Annotated in this window: 11 protein-coding genes; 4 read left to right on the top strand and 7 right to left on the bottom strand. The window is 74.1% G+C overall.

Annotated elements, in window-relative coordinates:
• Positions 1–51 precede the first annotated feature (51 nt).
• Positions 52–1,011 carry a prolipoprotein diacylglyceryl transferase gene (gene lgt / locus ACIGHB_RS15300; protein WP_360319383.1) on the top strand — a complete coding sequence of 320 codons (960 nt, stop codon included), beginning with the start codon at positions 52–54 and terminating at the stop codon, positions 1,009–1,011.
• Between the two features lie 78 nt (positions 1,012–1,089).
• Here lgt and ACIGHB_RS15305 read toward each other — a convergent pair whose 3' ends face one another.
• From ACIGHB_RS15305 to ACIGHB_RS15335, 7 genes are all read right to left on the bottom strand, one after another.
• Entirely contained in the window at positions 1,090–1,947 is an 858-nt protein-coding gene (locus ACIGHB_RS15305; RefSeq protein ID WP_360319381.1) for an aldolase/citrate lyase family protein, read from the bottom strand.
• Positions 1,944–3,158, bottom strand: a complete 1,215-nt coding sequence (locus tag ACIGHB_RS15310; RefSeq protein WP_360319379.1) for a CoA transferase — start codon at positions 3,156–3,158, stop codon at positions 1,944–1,946. The genes ACIGHB_RS15305 and ACIGHB_RS15310 overlap by 4 nt, the downstream gene beginning before the upstream one ends.
• Complete coding sequence (gene rbsK, locus ACIGHB_RS15315; protein WP_360319377.1) at positions 3,155–4,075, bottom strand: ribokinase; 921 nt, start codon at positions 4,073–4,075, stop codon at positions 3,155–3,157. The genes ACIGHB_RS15310 and rbsK overlap by 4 nt, the downstream gene beginning before the upstream one ends.
• A complete protein-coding gene (locus ACIGHB_RS15320; protein ID WP_399913261.1) occupies positions 4,072–5,610 on the bottom strand; it encodes an ADP-ribosylglycohydrolase family protein in 1,539 nt (512 codons plus the stop codon). The genes rbsK and ACIGHB_RS15320 overlap by 4 nt, the downstream gene beginning before the upstream one ends.
• Positions 5,607–6,758 carry an ADP-ribosylglycohydrolase family protein gene (locus tag ACIGHB_RS15325; RefSeq protein ID WP_360320989.1) on the bottom strand — a complete coding sequence of 384 codons (1,152 nt, stop codon included), beginning with the start codon at positions 6,756–6,758 and terminating at the stop codon, positions 5,607–5,609. The genes ACIGHB_RS15320 and ACIGHB_RS15325 overlap by 4 nt, the downstream gene beginning before the upstream one ends.
• Positions 6,739–7,980 (bottom strand): ADP-ribosylglycohydrolase family protein, encoded by a 1,242-nt coding sequence (locus ACIGHB_RS15330; RefSeq protein ID WP_399913264.1) that lies wholly within the window; start codon positions 7,978–7,980, stop codon positions 6,739–6,741. Before ACIGHB_RS15330 ends, ACIGHB_RS15325 begins: the two co-directional genes overlap by 20 nt.
• Positions 7,981–8,120: 140 nt before the next feature.
• Positions 8,121–9,113: an ADP-ribosylglycohydrolase family protein gene (locus ACIGHB_RS15335; protein ID WP_399913267.1), complete on the bottom strand. Its 993-nt coding sequence runs from the start codon at positions 9,111–9,113 to the stop codon at positions 8,121–8,123.
• Between the two features lie 278 nt (positions 9,114–9,391).
• Here ACIGHB_RS15335 and ACIGHB_RS15340 point away from each other — a divergent pair, with 278 nt between their 5' ends.
• The 3 genes from ACIGHB_RS15340 (at position 9,392) to ACIGHB_RS15350 (ending at position 16,690) form a co-directional block, all read left to right on the top strand.
• Positions 9,392–10,120 (top strand): VIT1/CCC1 transporter family protein, encoded by a 729-nt coding sequence (locus tag ACIGHB_RS15340; RefSeq protein WP_399913270.1) that lies wholly within the window; start codon positions 9,392–9,394, stop codon positions 10,118–10,120.
• A 542-nt stretch (positions 10,121–10,662) separates the two neighbouring features.
• Complete coding sequence (gene gltB / locus ACIGHB_RS15345) at positions 10,663–15,237, top strand: glutamate synthase large subunit (protein ID WP_360320977.1); 4,575 nt, start codon at positions 10,663–10,665, stop codon at positions 15,235–15,237.
• Positions 15,230–16,690: a glutamate synthase subunit beta gene (locus ACIGHB_RS15350; RefSeq protein ID WP_399913274.1), complete on the top strand. Its 1,461-nt coding sequence runs from the start codon at positions 15,230–15,232 to the stop codon at positions 16,688–16,690. The genes gltB and ACIGHB_RS15350 overlap by 8 nt, the downstream gene beginning before the upstream one ends.
• The last annotated feature ends 30 nt before the right edge of the window (positions 16,691–16,720 follow it).

Below are 16,720 nucleotides of genomic sequence, written 5' to 3' on the forward strand. Positions count from 1 at the left end.
GCCGGGTGGGCTGCCGGTCCGCCCGCCCGGCAAGGTAGCGTCGGACCTGCCATGGACCTTGCCTACATTCCCAGCCCGTCGACCGGTGTCCTCCACCTCGGACCGATTCCGCTGCGCGGCTACGCCTTCTGCATCATCCTCGGTGTCTTCGTCGCCGTCTGGCTCGGCAACAAGCGCTGGATCGCCCGGGGCGGCACCGCCGGCACCGTGGCCGACATCGCCGTCTGGGCGGTGCCCTTCGGTCTCGTCGGCGGACGCCTGTACCACGTGATCACCGACTACCAGCTGTACTTCAGCGAGGGTGAGAACTGGGTCGACGCCTTCAAGATCTGGGAGGGCGGCCTCGGCATCTGGGGCGCCATCGCCTTCGGCGCCGTCGGCGCCTGGATCGGCTGCCGCCGCCGGGGCATCCCGCTCCCGGCGTACGCGGACGCCATCGCCCCCGGCATCGCCCTCGCCCAGGCCATCGGCCGCTGGGGCAACTGGTTCAACCAGGAGCTGTACGGCAAGCCCACCGACCTGCCCTGGGCGCTGAAGATCACCGAGAGCGCCAACCGCGAGGCCGGGCTCTACCACCCGACCTTCCTCTACGAGTCGCTCTGGTGCATCGGCGTCGCCGTCCTCGTCATCTGGGCCGACCGCCGCTTCAAGCTCGGCCACGGCCGCGCCTTCGCCCTGTACGTGGCCGCCTACTGCGCCGGCCGCGGCTGGATCGAGTACATGCGCGTCGACGAGGCGCACCACATCCTGGGCCTGCGCCTGAACGTGTGGACCGCGATCATCGTCTTCGTCCTCGCCGTGGTCTACATGGTGGTCTCGGCGCGGCTCCGGCCGGGCCGCGAGGAGATCGTGGAGCCGCGCTCCCGCAAGCCGGTGTCCGTCGAGAAGGCGGAGCGGACGGAGCAGGACGAGCCGGCCGCGGAGCCGGAGGAGCCGGCCGGCTCCGCCGCCGACGACGAGGACGTGGAGAACGGCGCCGGGAACGGCGCCGGGTCGGCCGCCAAGAGCTGACGCCCCCTCCGTACGCACACACGAGGGCCGCCGCGACCGAAGAGGTCGCGGCGGCCCTCGCGCGTGCCCCGGTACGGGTCAGCCCGCGTGGTCCGCGAGGGCGAGTACCCGGCGGGCGCCCGCCACCACCGCCGCGTCCACGAACCGGCCGTCCGCCAGGGCCAGCGCGCCCCGGTCGGCCGCGGCGGCCGCCACCACCGCGCGGGCCGCGTCGACCTCCTGCGGGGTCGGCAGATAGGCCCGCTCGATGACCGGGAGCTGCCGGGGGTGGATGGCGGCCCGGCCGAGGAAGCCCAGCGCCCGGCCCCGGGCGCAGCCGGCCGCGAGCGCCTCCAGGTCGCCGATGTCCGGGTGGACCGACTGGACCGGCGGCGCCAGCGCGGCGGCGCGGGCGGCGACCACGACCCGGCTGCGCGGCCAGTCGAGCCCGCTGTCGTCCCGTACCCCCAGGTCGGCGCGGAGGTCGGCCTCGCCGAGGCAGAGGCCGCGGACCGCCGGGTGGGCGGTGGCGATGGCGTACGCGTGCTCCACGGCCAGGGCGCTCTCCAGGAGCGGGTAGAGCGGGAGGCCGGGGGCGAGCTCGCTGATCCGGTGGATGTCGGAGGCGTGTGTCACCTTGGGTACACGGAGACCGCCGAGGCCGGGGAGGGAGGCCAGGACGGGGATGTCGCGCGGGGTGTGGATGCGCACGTGCACCGGGACGGGGTGGGCGTCGGAGAGCAGATCGGCGGTGGCGTCGAGGGCGTACGCCTTGCGGTCGGGGGCGACCGCGTCCTCCAGGTCGACGATGACCACGTCGGCGCCGGAGCCGAGCGCCTTGCGGACCACCTCGGGGCGGTCCCCGGGGGCGTACAGCCAGGTGAGGGGCGGACGGCGGGTGGTGCGGGGCCGGCCGTCCAGGGTGCCGGCGGCGGTGGCCGCTCCCGGGGGGCTCATACCGCCCCCCGCGCGCGCAGGCCGTCGATCTCGTCCGGTGTGAGGCCGGCCGCCGTCAGGACCTCGTCGGTGTCGGCGCCGTGCGGGCGGCCGGCCCAGCGGATGGCGCCCGGGGTCTCGGAGAGCCGGAAGAGCACGTTCTGCATGCGGATCGGGCCCAGCTCCGGGTCGGGGACCTCGGTGACCGTGCCGAGGGCCTGGAACTGCGGGTCGGCGAGGACGTCCCGGACGTCGTAGACCGGGGCGATCGCCGCCTCCGCCTTCTCGAAGGCGTCCATGGCCTCGTCGCGGGTGCGGCGGGCGATCCAGGAGCCGACGGCCTCGTCGAGGACGTCGGCGTGCGCGGCCCGGCCGCTGCCGTCGGCGAACCACGGCTCGTCGATCAGCTCGGGGCGGCCGACCAGGCGCAGGACGCGCTCGGCGATGGACTGCGCCGAGGTGGAGACGGCCACCCAGGAGCCGTCGGCGGTCCGGTAGGTGTTGCGGGGGGCGTTGTTGCGGGAGCGGTTGCCGGTGCGCGGCTGGACGTAGCCGAGCTGGTCGTACCAGAGGGGGTGGGGTCCGATGACGGAGAGCATCGGTTCGATGATGGCCATGTCCACGACCTGGCCGTGGCCCGTGGTGGTCCTGGCGGTGAGCGCGGTCATCACGGCGTACGCGGTGGCGAGGGCGGCGATCGAGTCGGCGAGGCCGAAGGGGGGCAGGGTCGGCGGGCCGTCCGGCTCGCCGGTGACGGCGGCGAAGCCGCTCATCGCCTCGGCGAGGGTGCCGAAGCCGGGGCGGTGGGCGTACGGGCCGAACTGGCCGAAGCCGGTGACGCGGGCCAGCACGAGCCGGGGGTTGACCGTGGACAGCTCCTCCCAGCCGAGACCCCAGCGCTCCAGGGTGCCGGGGCGGAAGTTCTCCACGATCACGTCGGCGTCGGCGGCCAGCCGGAGCAGGGCGTCCCGGCCGCCGGGGGTGGACAGGTCGAGGGTGATGGTCCGCTTGTTGCGGCCGAGGACCTTCCACCACAGGCCCACGCCGTCCTTGGCGGGTCCGTGGCCCCGGGACGGGTCCGGCTTGCGGGGGTGCTCGACCTTGACGACGTCGGCGCCGAAGTCGCCGAGCATCATGGCGGCCAGCGGTCCGGCGAAGAGCGTCGCCAGATCGAGGACGCGCAGCCCCTGGAGCGGCGGGGCGGCGGGGGGCGCGGGGGTCGCGGTGGTCATACGGGATCGGCCTCCAGGGACTCGGGGGAGCCGAGGGCCGCGTCGATCTCGGTGCGGTACGGCATCGAGGTCGAGGCGCCCTCGCGGCGGACGGAGAGCGCGGCGGCCGTGCCCGCCCAGGCGAGGGCCTCCGGCATCGGGCGGCCCTCGCCGAGGGCGACGGCGAGGGCGCCGGCGAAGGTGTCGCCGGCCGCGGTGGTGTCGACGGCCCGCACCCGCGGGGCGGGGACGGTGAGCGGTTCCCGGCCGCGCGCCGCGTAGAGGCAGCCGGCCGCGCCGAGGGTGACGACCACCTCGGGGACGGCGTCGAGGAGGGCGAGCGCGGCGGCGCGCGGGTCGGAGCGGCCGGTGAGGGTGGCGGCCTCGTGCTCGTTGGGCAGCAACAGGTCGGTGACGTCGAAGAGGTCGGGCGGGAGCGGCTGGGCGGGGGCGGGGGTGAGGACGGTGCGCACGCCGCGGTCGCGGGCGTGGGCGGCGCCCTCGGTGACGACGGAGAGGGGGAGTTCGAGCTGGAGGAGGAGCAGGTCGGCGGTGGCGATCAGGGCCTCGTCGCCGTGGGTGAGGGAGGTGACGGTGGCGTTGGCGCCGGGGACGACGACGATCGCGTTGCCGCCCTCGTCGTCGACGACGATGTGGGCGGTGCCGGAGGCTCCCTCGACGGTGCGGAGCAGGTCGGTGTCGACGGAGCAGTGCTCCAGGACGTCCCGGAGCCGGTAGCCGAACTCGTCGGAGCCGACCGCGCCGATCATGGCGACCTCGGCGCCCGCCCGGGCGGCGGCCACCGCCTGGTTGGCGCCCTTGCCGCCGGGGATCGTGCGGAACGAGCGGCCGGTGACGGTCTCGCCGCGCTGCGGGGCCCGCCGTACGTAGGCCACGAGGTCCATGTTGGTGCTCCCGAGCACCACGATGCTGGTCATGGGCGTACTGCCTCCAGGTGGGTCAGGTCGGCGAGGGTGTCGAAGCCGACGCCGTCGAAGGTCGGCACGGTGGTGGCGAGCCGGTTCTTCAGGGGGGAGGTCCAGCGGTCCGGGATCCGGTCGGGGTGCCCGGCGAGGAGCCCGGCGACCGAACCGGCGGTGGCGCCGTTGGAGTCGGTGTCCCAGCCGCCGGAGACGGCCGCGCAGATCGAGGCGGTGAAGTCGCCGTCGGCGTGGGTGAGGGCGGCGGCGAGCAGCGCGCTGTTCGGTACGGCATGGACCCAGTGGTACCCGCCGTACCGGGCGTGCAGCCGGTCGACGACGGTGTCGAGGGCGGGGGTGGTGCGGGCGGTGCGGATGCCGTAGCGGACGGCCTCGGCGAGCCGGGAGCGGGGCGGGACGACGGAGAGTCCCGCGGCGAGCGCCCGGTGGACGTCGGTGGTGCCGCCCGCGGCGGCGGCCACGGTCGCGGCGACGAACAGGGCGCCGTGGACGCCGCTGCCGGTGTGGCTGAGGACGGCGTCCCGGTGGGCCTGGGCGGCGGCCGCGGCCGGGTCGCCGGGGTGGGTCCAGCCGTGGACGTCGGCGCGGATCTGGGCGCCGATCCACTCCCGGAAGGGGTTGCGGCGGACGGCGGTCAGCGGCGGCTCGACGCCGTCGAGGAGGTTGCGGTAGGCGATCCGCTCGGCGGTGAAGGTGCGGCCGGCGGGGAGTTCGTCGAGCCAGAGGTGGGCCAGGTCGGCGGTGGTGAAGCCGCGGCCGTGGCGGCGGAGCAGGAGCAGGGCGAGGAGGGGGTGGTCGAGGTCGTCGTCCGCCGGCATGCCGTCGATGGTCTCGGCGAGCGAGGTGGCGGCGGAGCGGCGGTTCCAGGGGTGGGCCGCGAGGAGCGCGGGCGGGACGCCGCGCGCGGTGAACCAGTCGTCGAGCGGCCAGTTCCCGGCGGCCCGGGCGAGCGCGCGGATCGCGTCGAGCGGGAGCTTCTCGACGGGCTTCCCGAGCAGGCACCCGGCGGCCCGCCCGAGCCAGGCGGCGTGCAGACGGTCGCGGAGCGCCGGGTCGGCGCGGGCGTCCGGGGCGGACGGGCGGACGGGCCAGTCGGGGCAGGCCGCCTCGATCGCGTCGAGGGCGGTGGGTTCGTCGGGGGCGAGGGGGGAGGGCAGGGCGGCGAGCGCGTCGAGCAGCTCCTCGGCGAGCGGGCGGAGCTCCGGCCGGGGGACGGGGGAGGCGCCGGCGGCGGGCGGCGCGGGGTGCCCGCCGGCCGCGTACCAGCGCGCCGCGATCTCCCCGGCGTCCCGCCCGTCCTCGGCGGCCTGCCGCAGCTCGTGCCCGACCAGGTCCTCGGGCTGCACCCAGGTGAGCCGGACGGGCGCGGGGCCGTCCCCGGCGGGCGGCGTCGCGGGTGGTCCGGCACGGGATGTCCGGGCGGGGCCGGCCGGGGCGCCGTCCGCCGCCGGGCGGGGGTGGCGGGCGGCGGCCGCACCGGTGGCGGGGGCGGACGCGGTGCTGGGCCCGGGGGCCGGGGCGGAGGGCGTCATCGGGTGGGGCCCGTCAGGGTGGTGCGGGCGGCGTCGACGGCGCGGCGGCGGGCGGTGTCGCGGGCGAAGACCTCGTGGGCCACGGCGGCGAGGGCGGTCGCGGGGGCGCGCAGGTCGAGGCGGCTGGCGTCCGCCACGCGCTTCGCCCAGTCGGCGGGGACCGCCGCCTCGCCGTGCAGGGCGCCGGCGATCGCGCCCGCCATGGTGGCGATGGAGTCGCAGTCCCGCCCGTAGTTGACCGCGCCCAGGACCGTCCGGCGGTAGTCGCCCTCGCCGACCAGCAGCATGCCGAGCGCGATCGGCAGCTCCTCGATGGAGTGGAGCCGGGAGGGGCGGCGGGCGCCGAGGCCCGGGTTGCGGTAGTCGGGGCCGACCGAGTCGTACGGGGCGACCGCGCGGCGCAGCGGGGCCAGGGCCGACTCGACGTCGTGGTGGCGGTCGGCGACCTCGGCGACCGCCTCGATCGCGGCGCGGGTGCCGTCCTTGGCGAGGGACAGGACGGTGTCGACGACCGTGCGCGGGGTGGCGCCGGGGACGCAGGCCGCCGCGACCGCCGCCGCGAGGACCCCCGCCGCCTCGCGGCCGTACGAGGACTGGTGGGCGCCCGCGACGTCCAGGGCCTCGGCGTAGGCCCCGTGCGGGTCGGCCGCGTTGACCAGGCCGACCGGGGCCATGTACATCGCGGCACCGCAGTTGACGATGTTTCCGGTGCCGGCCTCGCGCGGGTCGGCGTGGCCGTAGTGGAGGCGGGCGACGATCCACTTCTCGGCGAGGAAGACCCGCTGGAGGGGGAGGGCCTCCGCCTCCAGTTCGGGGATCCACACGGGCGTGCCCATGAGTTCGGGGACGAGGTGGTCGGCGACGGCGTACGCGTCCAGGTGGTCGCGCACCTTCTCGTACACCCGGATCAGCGCGTGGGTCATCAGGGTGTCGTCGGTGACGTGCCCGTCGCCCTTGTGGTACGGCGCGATGGGGCGGGCGGTGCGCCAGGAGTCGCCGTTCCAGGGGCCGACGACGCCGGTGACGCGGCCGCCGTGGCGTTCGGTGATCTGCTCGGGGGTGTATCCCTCCACGGGGCCGCCGAGGGCGTCGCCCACGGCGGCCCCGAGGAGGCTTCCGGTGATCCGCTCATCCAGTGTGGGTGTCATGTCGGAATTGTCCACCTGGTGGTGCCGGTTCCGTGGTTCCCAGGAGCCCGGCGAGTTCCACCAGGTCGGTGCCGGCGAGGCGGGGGAGCGCGCAGCCGGAGAGCGTCCGGCAGGCGTCCCGCCAGCTCGCCGGGACCGAACGGCCGCCGCCGAGCGCGCCGGTGAGCGCGCCGGCCAGGGCGGGGGCGGAGTCGGCGACCCGGGAGAGGCAGGCCGCCGCCGGGACCGCGGCCGTCATCGCGCCGCGCGCGGCGACGGTCAGCGCGAGCGCGACGGGGACGGTCTCGGCGGCGGCGATCCCGTAGCTGTAGACGTGGTCGACGATCTGGTGCTCCAGGAGCGGGACGAGCGCGAAGGCGGAGTCGGTGGTACGGGCCAGCTTCACGGCGTGCCGGGCGTTGCGGCCGATCTCGGTGACGGGCGGGAGCTCGGCGAGCGCGGCGGCCACGGCGGTGTCGGCGTCCGCGCCGCCGAGGGCCGAGGCGACGGCCGCGGCGGTGGCGCGGGCGCCGTGCACGCCGTCGCCGTCCTGGGTGTACCGGGCGTCGAACTCGGCGAGTTCGGCGGCGGCGCGCGGGTCGCCGGGGTGGACGACCGCGAGGACGGCGGCCCGGACGCAGGCGGCGTCGTCGAAGTAGTGCGGGTTGTCGTGGCCGGTGGCGGGAGGGCGCAGGCCGGTGGCCAGATTGCCGAGGCCGGCGCGGACGGAGATGCGGGCGCGGAGCGGGAGGACGGCGGACTCGATCTCGGGGGCGCGGTCGGCGGCGGCGGCGATCTGGCCCGCGAGGTGGTTCCAGGCCACGTCCACGGCGGCGCGGAGCCGGCGCTCGCGGGGGAGGGAGGCGAAGAGCGGGCCGGCGGCGGCCAGCACCGCCTCCGCGGTGAAGGCCGCCCACTCGGCGTCGTCGGAGGGGCCGAGGCGGAGGGGCTCGGGGGGCTGGTTGAGGGCGATCGGCACGGGGAGGGTGGTCGTCGCGTTCTGCTCCGCGAAGGTGTCGAGCTCGCGGGTGAGACGGCGGGTCCACTCGGGCATCCGGGCGGCGCGGTGCCGTGCGGCGGGCCAGCCGGCGGCGTCACCCGCGGCGAGGCCGAGCAGGAGGCCCTCGATCTTGTCGCGGTCCGTGGCGCCCGCGGCCTCCTGCGCGGCGTGGCCCTCGGGAGCGGTGCCCGGCACCGGGGTGGGGTCCGGCACGGCGTCCGTCGCCGGAGCGGTGCCCGGCATCGGGGGCTGTGCCCGCCCTCCCCCGAGCTCTCGGCTTCGCTCCAGCAGGGGGGACCCCCATCGCCCTGCGGAACGATTGCCCTCAGCGGGGTCGGCAGGGTCGGCGGGGTCGGTCGGGGCCGTGGTGGGGTCGAGGGGCATCAGGGGGTTTCCTCTTCGGTCAGGAGGTCGGCGATGTCCAGGACGTGGTAGCCGCGCATGGTGGGGAGGCAGCTGCCGGTCACCGGGGTGATGGCGGAGGCCCAGTCCTCCGGGATGGACGCGATCCCGCCCGCCGCGCCGGCAAGCGCGCCGGCCACCGCCGCCGTGGTGTCGGCGTCGCGGCCCATGTTGACGGCGGTGAGGACGGCCGTACGGAAGTCGCCGCGCGCCGCGGCGAAGGCGCCGAAGGCGAGCCCCACCGCCTCCGGGGCCAGATCCGTCCAGGGATAGCCGCCGATGACGACCGCCGAGCGGACCTGGCGTTCGCGGGTGAGCGGGTCCGGCTGGACGCGCTGCGCGGCGACCACCGCGCGGCGCAGCGAGCGGGCCGTCCAGGAGTCCATGGGGATGACGGAGAGGGCCGCCGCGATGACCGAGGTGACGGTCGCGCCGGACATCGCCGCCGCGACCCCCGCCGCCACCGCCTGGCCGCCGTAGATGCCCTCGCCCTCGTGGCTGACGGTGCCGTCGATGGCGACGAGCCGGGCCGCCTCGGCGGGCCGGCCCGCCGCGAAGACGCCGAACGGCGCCGCCCGCATCGCCAGGCCGTCCGACCACGCGTGCCGGTGCTGGGCGGAGATGGGGGCCGCGAGGCCCCGCCGGAGGTTCTCCAGGGTGCCGCGCTCGGAGAAGCCCGCGCCGCGGAACGGGCCCTCGTCGAGGTCCGCGATCCAGCGGTGCCACGCCCGCTCGACGTGGGCCACGGTGAGCGCCGAGCCGTGCCGGGCGAGCAGCAGCGCGGAGAAGATCGCGTACTCGGTGTCGTCGGTGCCCGCCGGACGGTCCGTCAGGAAGCCCTCGATCCGCCCCCACCTGCGGCGGATCTCGGAGGGCTTCATGTTCTCCGCGGGGGCGCCGAGCGCGTCGCCGACGGCGAGGCCGAGCAGCGCCCCCCTCGCCCGTTCCCGGGTGTCGCATGTCGTGGTCACCATCTCCGCGCCCCTTCCTCGGTGGGGGGCACCTCTTCGGCGGTACCCCTTCGCCTGGATCTGTGCCACGGCGGGCGGACGACTCGCCGGTGCGCGGCTTCTGTCACCCGTCTGTCAGTGGGACAGGTGGTGCTGATGGGGCGTCAGGGAAGGGTCGCCACACTGAGGAGGGCCTTACTAAGTACGGCCTGCCTTGCTGGCGAGCCCCTTACATCGCGCGTATTTTCGAGGGTGTTGGGGGCGGCGGGTGCGACCCGGCCCGCCGGAACGAGGGGAGAGCCATGTCCATCATCGAAGCCCAGGCACCACTGCACGAGGCCCACCGAGACAACCACACCCACCGTGACGTGAACGGCGGTTGGCTGCGGCCGGCGGTCTTCGGCGCGATGGACGGCCTGGTCTCGAACCTGGCCCTGATGACCGGTGTCGCCGGCGGCGCGGTCTCCTCGCAGACCATCGTCGTCACCGGTCTCGCGGGACTGGCCGCGGGAGCCTTCTCCATGGCGGCCGGCGAGTACACCTCGGTCGCCTCGCAGCGCGAGCTCGTCCAGGCGGAACTCGATGTGGAGCGCCGGCAGTTGCGCAAGCACCCGGTCGACGAGATGGAGGAGCTGGCCGCCCTCTACGTCTCCCGGGGCGTCGAGCCCGCCCTCGCCCGCGAGGTCGCGATGCAGCTCTCCCGGGACCCCGAGCAGGCGCTGGAGATCCACGCCCGCGAGGAGCTGGGCATCGACCCCGACGACCTGCCGTCGCCGGTCGTCGCCGCCGTCTCGTCCTTCGCCTCCTTCGCGCTCGGCGCGCTGCTGCCGCTGCTGCCGTACCTGCTCGGCGCCACCGCGCTCTGGCCCGCCGTGCTGCTCGCGCTCCTCGGCCTCTTCGGCTGCGGCGCGCTGGTCGCCCGGGTCACCGCGCGCGGCTGGTGGTTCAGCGGCCTGCGCCAGCTGGTGCTCGGCGGTGCCGCCGCGGCCGTCACGTACGGCCTCGGCATGCTCTTCGGCGCCGCGCTCTAGCCGCGCTCTAGGGGCGCCGCCGCCCGTGCCGGCGGGCAGCGGAGTCCGTACCCGCGGAAACGGAATCCGTACCGGCACACAAGCCCGAGAGGCCCTCGCAAGGGGCTTCTCGGGCATTTCGGGGTGACTTTGCGGGGTGAAAGGCGCATTCTCGCTGTGACGAATATCCCTGGTCGGAACCCTCGCGGCGGTGAGACACTATGCACGACGCCACATATGTAGCCGGTTACCCGGCGGTTTCGAACCCGTGACCAACGGGAAAGAGGCAGAAGCGTCGTTGGGCAACGAAGCCCTCCCGAGACGGACCGGCACGACCCTTGCGGTTCCGTCCCCCGCGGAGCAGTCACGGTGCAGTCACTGCCTCCGCACACAGAGAGAACAGGTGAACGCGCACCACCGCTCCGTATCGGTGGTGTCCGCATGCTGGAACGCGCTATCCACTAGGCGAGAATCACTCCATCATGTAACCTGCACGAAATTTCGCGGAGGGCCAACGTCGTCCCTCGGCAGCTTCATATGCCACGACGACGACGGGAGAGCCGATGCGTTCCGACGCCTGGTCGCCCATGGACGGTCGCCCCGCCCCCCAGGGCATGTACGACCCCCGTAACGAACACGACGCCTGCGGTGTCGGGTTCGTGGCCACCCTCACCGGTGTGGCCAGCCACGCGCTGGTCGAGCAGGCGCTGACCGTACTGCGCAACCTCGAGCACCGCGGCGCCACCGGCTCCGAGCCGGACTCCGGCGACGGCGCCGGCATCCTGCTCCAGGTCCCGGACGCCTTCTTCCGCGAGGTCACCGACTTCGAGCTGCCCGAGGCCGGCGCGTACGCGGTGGGCACCGCCTTCCTCCCCGTCGACTCCGCCGACGAGACCGCCGCCGCGGTCGAGGCGATCGCCGCCGAAGAGGGCCTCACCGTCCTCGGCTGGCGCGAGGTCCCCGTCGCCCCCGGCTTGCTCGGCGCCACCGCCCGCTCCACCATGCCGGCCTTCCGCCAGGTCTTCGTGACCGACGGCGAGACCACCGGCATTGCGCTGGACCGCAAGGCGTTCGTGCTCCGCAAGCGCGCCGAGCGCGAGGCGGCGGCGTACTTCCCGTCGCTCTCCGCCCGCACCCTCGTCTACAAGGGCATGCTCACCACCGGCCAGCTGGAGCCCTTCTTCCCGGACCTGTCGGACCGGCGCCTGGCCTCCGCCGTCGCCCTCGTCCACTCCCGGTTCTCCACCAACACCTTCCCGAGCTGGCCGCTCGCCCACCCGTACCGCTTCGTCGCCCACAACGGCGAGATCAACACGGTCAAGGGCAACCGCAACTGGATGACCGCCCGCGAGGCCCAGCTCGCCGGCGACGTCTTCGGCGAGAGCCGCGACGGCAAGGGCCTGGAGCGGATCTTCCCGATCTGCACCCCCGACGCCTCCGACACCGCCTCCTTCGACGAGGTCCTGGAGCTGCTCCACCTCGGCGGCCGCTCGCTGCCGCACGCCGTCCTGATGATGGTCCCCGAGGCGTGGGAGAACCACGACTCCATGGACCCCGCGCGGCACGCCTTCTACCAGTACCACTCCACGATGATGGAGCCCTGGGACGGCCCCGCCTGCGTCACCTTCACCGACGGCGTCCAGGTCGGCGCGGTCCTCGACCGCAACGGTCTGCGCCCCGGCCGCTACTGGGTCACCGACGAGGGCCTCGTCGTCCTCTCCTCCGAGGTCGGCGTCCTCGACATCGACCCCGCCAAGGTCGTCCGCAAGGGCCGCCTCCAGCCCGGCAAGATGTTCCTCGTCGACACCGCCGAGCACCGCATCATCGAGGACGACGAGATCAAGGCCGCCCTCGCCGCCGAGCAGCCGTACGCGGAGTGGCTGGAGACCGGCGAGATCGAGCTCTCCGACCTCCCCGAGCGCGAGCACATCGTGCACACCCACGCCTCGGTCACCCGCCGCCAGCAGACCTTCGGCTACACCGAGGAAGAGCTCCGCGTCCTCCTCGCCCCGATGGCCCGCGCCGGCGCCGAGCCGATCGGCTCCATGGGCACCGACTCGCCCATCGCCGCGCTCTCCGAGCGCCCCCGGCTCCTCTTCGACTACTTCACCCAGCTGTTCGCGCAGGTCACCAACCCGCCGCTGGACGCCATCCGTGAAGAGCTCGTGACGAGCCTCCGCTCCTCCCTCGGTCCCCAGGGCAACCTGCTCGACCCGACCGCGGCCTCCTGCCGCTCGGTCACCCTGCCCTTCCCGGTGATCGACAACGACGAGCTCGCCAAGCTCATCCACATCAACCACGACGGCGACATGCCGGGCATGAAGGCCGCCACGCTCTCCGGCCTCTACCGGGTCTCCGGCGGCGGCGAGGCCCTCGCCGCCCGCATCGACGCCATCTGCGCCGAGGCCGACGCGGCGATCGAGGGCGGCGCCCGCCTGATCGTCCTCTCCGACCGGCACTCCGACGCCGAGCACGCGCCGATCCCGTCGCTGCTGCTCACCGCCGCCGTCCACCACCACCTCATCCGCACCAAGCAGCGCACCATGGTGGGCCTGCTGGTCGAGGCCGGCGACGTCCGCGAGGTCCACCACGTCGCCCTGCTCATCGGCTACGGCGCCGCGGCGGTCAACCCGTACCTCGCCATGGAGTCCGTCGAGGACCTGCTCCGCGCCGGCACCTTCCTCAACGGCATCGAGCCCGAGCAGGCCATCCGCAACCTGATCTACGCCCTCGGCAAGGGCGTCCTCAAGGTCATGTCGAAGATGGGCATCTCCACGGTCGCCTCCTACCGCGGCGCCCAGGTCTTCGAGGCCGTCGGCCTCGACGCCGAGTTCGTCTCCCGGTACTTCAACGGCACCGCCACCAAGATCGGCGGCGCCGGCCTGGACGTCGTCGCCAAGGAGGTCGCCGCCCGCCACGCCAAGGCGTACCCGGCCACCGGCATCGCCTCCGCGCACCGCGCGCTGGAGATCGGCGGCGAGTACCAGTGGCGCCGTGAGGGCGAGCCGCACCTCTTCGACCCGGAGACCGTCTTCCGCCTCCAGCACGCCACGCGGAACAAGCGGTACGACATCTTCAAGCAGTACACGGACCGGGTGAACGAGCAGTCCGAGCGCCTCATGACGCTCCGCGGCCTGTTCGGCTTCGCCGCCGAGGGCCGCACCCCGATCTCCGTCGACGAGGTCGAGCCGGTCTCCGAGATCGTCAAGCGCTTCTCCACCGGCGCCATGTCGTACGGCTCCATCTCCCAGGAGGCGCACGAGACCCTCGCCATCGCCATGAACCGGCTCGGCGGCAAGTCGAACACCGGTGAGGGCGGCGAGGACCCGGAGCGCCTGTACGACCCGGCGCGCCGCTCCTCGATCAAGCAGGTCGCCTCCGGCCGCTTCGGCGTCACCTCCGAGTACCTGGTCAACGCCGACGACATCCAGATCAAGATGGCCCAGGGCGCCAAGCCCGGCGAGGGCGGCCAGCTGCCCGGCCACAAGGTCTACCCGTGGGTCGCCAAGACGCGTCACTCGACGCCCGGCGTCGGCCTCATCTCGCCGCCGCCGCACCACGACATCTACTCCATCGAGGATCTCGCCCAGCTGATCCACGACCTCAAGAACGCCAACCCGCGGGCCCGCATCCACGTGAAGCTGGTCTCCGAGGTCGGCGTCGGCACGGTCGCGGCCGGCGTGTCCAAGGCCCACGCGGACGTCGTCCTCATCTCCGGCCACGACGGCGGCACCGGCGCCTCCCCGCTGACCTCGCTGAAGCACGCGGGCGGCCCCTGGGAGCTCGGCCTCGCCGAGACCCAGCAGACGCTGCTGCTCAACGGCCTGCGCGACCGGATCGTCGTCCAGACCGACGGCCAGCTCAAGACCGGCCGCGACGTCGTCATCGCCGCGCTGCTCGGCGCCGAGGAGTTCGGTTTCGCGACCGCGCCGCTCGTCGTCTCCGGCTGCGTCATGATGCGCGTCTGCCACCTGGACACCTGCCCGGTCGGCATCGCCACCCAGAACCCGGTCCTGCGCGACCGCTTCTCCGGCAAGGCCGAGTACGTCGTCAACTTCTTCGAGTTCATCGCGCAGGAGGTCCGCGAGCTCCTCGCCGAGCTGGGCTTCCGCTCCATCGAGGAGGCCGTCGGCCACGCCGAGCTCCTCGACACCAGCCGCGCGGTCACCCACTGGAAGGCGCAGGGCCTCGACCTGGAGCCGCTCTTCTACGTGCCGGAGCTGCCCCAGGGCGCGGTCCGCCACGCCCTGGTCGAGCAGGACCACGGACTGGAGAAGGCGCTCGACAACCAGCTCATCCAGCTCGCCGCCGAGGCGCTGAACGCCCCCTCGGCCGAGCAGGCCCAGCCGGTCCGCGCCCAGGTCGCGATCCGCAACATCAACCGCACGGTCGGCACCATGCTCGGCCACGAGGTGACGAAGAAGTTCGGCGGCGCCGGCCTCCCGGCCGACACCATCGACCTCACCTTCACCGGCTCCGCCGGCCAGTCCTTCGGCGCCTTCCTGCCGTCCGGTGTGACCCTCCGCCTGGAGGGCGACGCCAACGACTTCGTCGGCAAGGGCCTCTCCGGCGGCCGGGTGATCGTCCGCCCGGACCGCGGCGCCGACCACCTGGCCGAGTACTCCACCATCGCGGGCAACACCATCGCGTACGGTGCCACCGGCGGCGAGCTCTTCCTGCGCGGCCGCACCGGCGAGCGCTTCTGCGTCCGCAACTCCGGTGCCCTGGTCGTCTCGGAGGGCGTGGGCGACCACGGCTGCGAGTACATGACCGGCGGCACGGCGGTCGTCCTCGGCGAGACCGGCCGCAACTTCGCGGCGGGCATGTCCGGCGGCGTCGCCTACGTCATCGACCTCGACCTGAACCACGTCAACTCCGGCAACCTCGGAGCGGTCGAGGCGCCGTCGGACACCGACAAGGCGTGGCTGCACGACGTCGTGCGCCGCCACCAGGAGGAGACCGGCTCCACCGTGGCCGAGAAGCTCCTGGCCGACTGGGACGCGGCGGTGAGCCGCTTCAGCAAGATCATCCCGACCACGTACAAGGCAGTGCTCGCCGCCAAGGACGCCGCTGAGCTCGCCGGTCTCTCCGAGCAGGAGACCACCGAGAAGATGATGGAGGCGGCGACCCATGGCTGACCCGAAGGGCTTTCTCACCACCGGCCGCGAGGTCGCCCGGACCCGCCCCGTCGCGGAGCGCGTCCGCGACTGGAACGAGGTCTACGTCCCCGGCTCCCTGCTGCCGATCATCAGCAAGCAGGCCGGCCGCTGCATGGACTGCGGCATCCCGTTCTGCCACAACGGCTGCCCGCTCGGGAACCTGATCCCCGAGTGGAACGACTACGCCTACCGCGAGGACTGGTCGGCCGCGTCCGAGCGCCTCCACGCCACCAACAACTTCCCGGAGTTCACCGGCCGCCTGTGCCCGGCTCCGTGCGAGTCGGCGTGCGTGCTCGGCATCAACCAGCCGGCCGTCACCATCAAGAACGTCGAAGTCTCCATCATCGACAAGGCGTGGGACGCCAACGACGTCAAGCCGCAGGCGCCCGAGCGCCTCTCCGGCAAGACCGTCGCCGTCATCGGCTCCGGCCCGGCGGGCCTCGCCGCCGCCCAGCAGCTGACCCGGGCCGGCCACACCGTGGTCGTGTACGAGCGCGCCGACCGCATCGGCGGCCTGCTGCGCTACGGCATCCCCGAGTTCAAGATGGAGAAGCGGCACATCAACCGCCGCATCGAGCAGATGCGCGCGGAGGGCACCAAGTTCCGCACCGGCGTCGAGGTCGGCCGCGACGTCACCGCCACCGACCTGCGCAAGCGGTTCGACGCGGTCGTGGTCGCCGCCGGCGCCACCACCGCCCGCGACCTGCCCGTCCCGGGCCGCGAGCTCAAGGGCATCCATCAGGCGATGGAGTACCTGCCGCTCGCCAACAAGGTGGTCGAGGGCGACTTCGTGGCCGCGCCGATCACCGCCGAGGGCAAGCACGTCGTCGTCATCGGCGGCGGCGACACCGGCGCCGACTGCGTCGGCACCGCCCACCGGCAGGGCGCGGCCTCCGTCACCCAGCTGGAGATCATGCCGAAGCCGGGCGAGGACCGGAACGCCAACCAGCCCTGGCCGACCTTCCCCATGCTGTACAAGGTCACCTCGGCCCACGAGGAGGGCGGCGAGCGGGTCTACTCCGTCTCCACCACCCACTTCGAGGGCGACGAGGACGGCAACGTCCAGCACCTCCACCTCATCGAGGTCGAGTTCGTCGACGGCAAGCTGACCCAGAAGCCGGGCACCGAGCGGAAGATCCCCGCGCAGCTGGTCACCCTCGCCATGGGCTTCACCGGCACGGACGTCGCCAACGGCCTGGTCGCCCAGTTCGGTGTCGACCTCGACGAGCGGGGCAACATCGCCCGCGACGCCGACTTCGCCACCAACGTCGACGGCGTCTACGTCGCCGGTGACGCCGGCCGCGGCCAGTCGCTGATCGTCTGGGCCATCGCCGAGGGCCGGTCCGCCGCCCGCGGTGTGGACCGCTACCTGACCGGTGCCAGCTCCCTGCCGGCCCCGATCCGCCCGACGGACCGCTCGCTGCTGGTCTGACGCGTCCCCGGACGCCCCCGGATGTCCCGT

The sequence above is a fragment of the Streptomyces sp. NPDC085460 genome (genome assembly GCF_044541975.1).
In the GTDB taxonomy this organism is placed as follows: Bacteria; Actinomycetota; Actinomycetes; order Streptomycetales; family Streptomycetaceae; genus Streptomyces.

Bases quoted from the DNA above. Each gene is read 5' to 3' on its own strand.
- lgt (WP_360319383.1), top strand. From the start codon at position 52: ATGGACCTTGCCTACATTCCCAGCCCGTCGACCGGTGTCCTCCACCTC.
- ACIGHB_RS15305 (WP_360319381.1), bottom strand. From the start codon at position 1,947: ATGAGCCCCCCGGGAGCGGCCACCGCCGCCGGCACCCTGGACGGCCGG.
- ACIGHB_RS15310 (WP_360319379.1), bottom strand. From the start codon at position 3,158: ATGACCACCGCGACCCCCGCGCCCCCCGCCGCCCCGCCGCTCCAGGGG.
- rbsK (WP_360319377.1), bottom strand. From the start codon at position 4,075: ATGACCAGCATCGTGGTGCTCGGGAGCACCAACATGGACCTCGTGGCC.
- ACIGHB_RS15320 (WP_399913261.1), bottom strand. From the start codon at position 5,610: ATGACGCCCTCCGCCCCGGCCCCCGGGCCCAGCACCGCGTCCGCCCCC.
- ACIGHB_RS15325 (WP_360320989.1), bottom strand. From the start codon at position 6,758: ATGACACCCACACTGGATGAGCGGATCACCGGAAGCCTCCTCGGGGCC.
- ACIGHB_RS15330 (WP_399913264.1), bottom strand. From the start codon at position 7,980: ATGCCGGGCACCGCTCCGGCGACGGACGCCGTGCCGGACCCCACCCCG.
- ACIGHB_RS15335 (WP_399913267.1), bottom strand. From the start codon at position 9,113: ATGGTGACCACGACATGCGACACCCGGGAACGGGCGAGGGGGGCGCTG.
- ACIGHB_RS15340 (WP_399913270.1), top strand. From the start codon at position 9,392: ATGTCCATCATCGAAGCCCAGGCACCACTGCACGAGGCCCACCGAGAC.
- gltB (WP_360320977.1), top strand. From the start codon at position 10,663: ATGCGTTCCGACGCCTGGTCGCCCATGGACGGTCGCCCCGCCCCCCAG.
- ACIGHB_RS15350 (WP_399913274.1), top strand. From the start codon at position 15,230: ATGGCTGACCCGAAGGGCTTTCTCACCACCGGCCGCGAGGTCGCCCGG.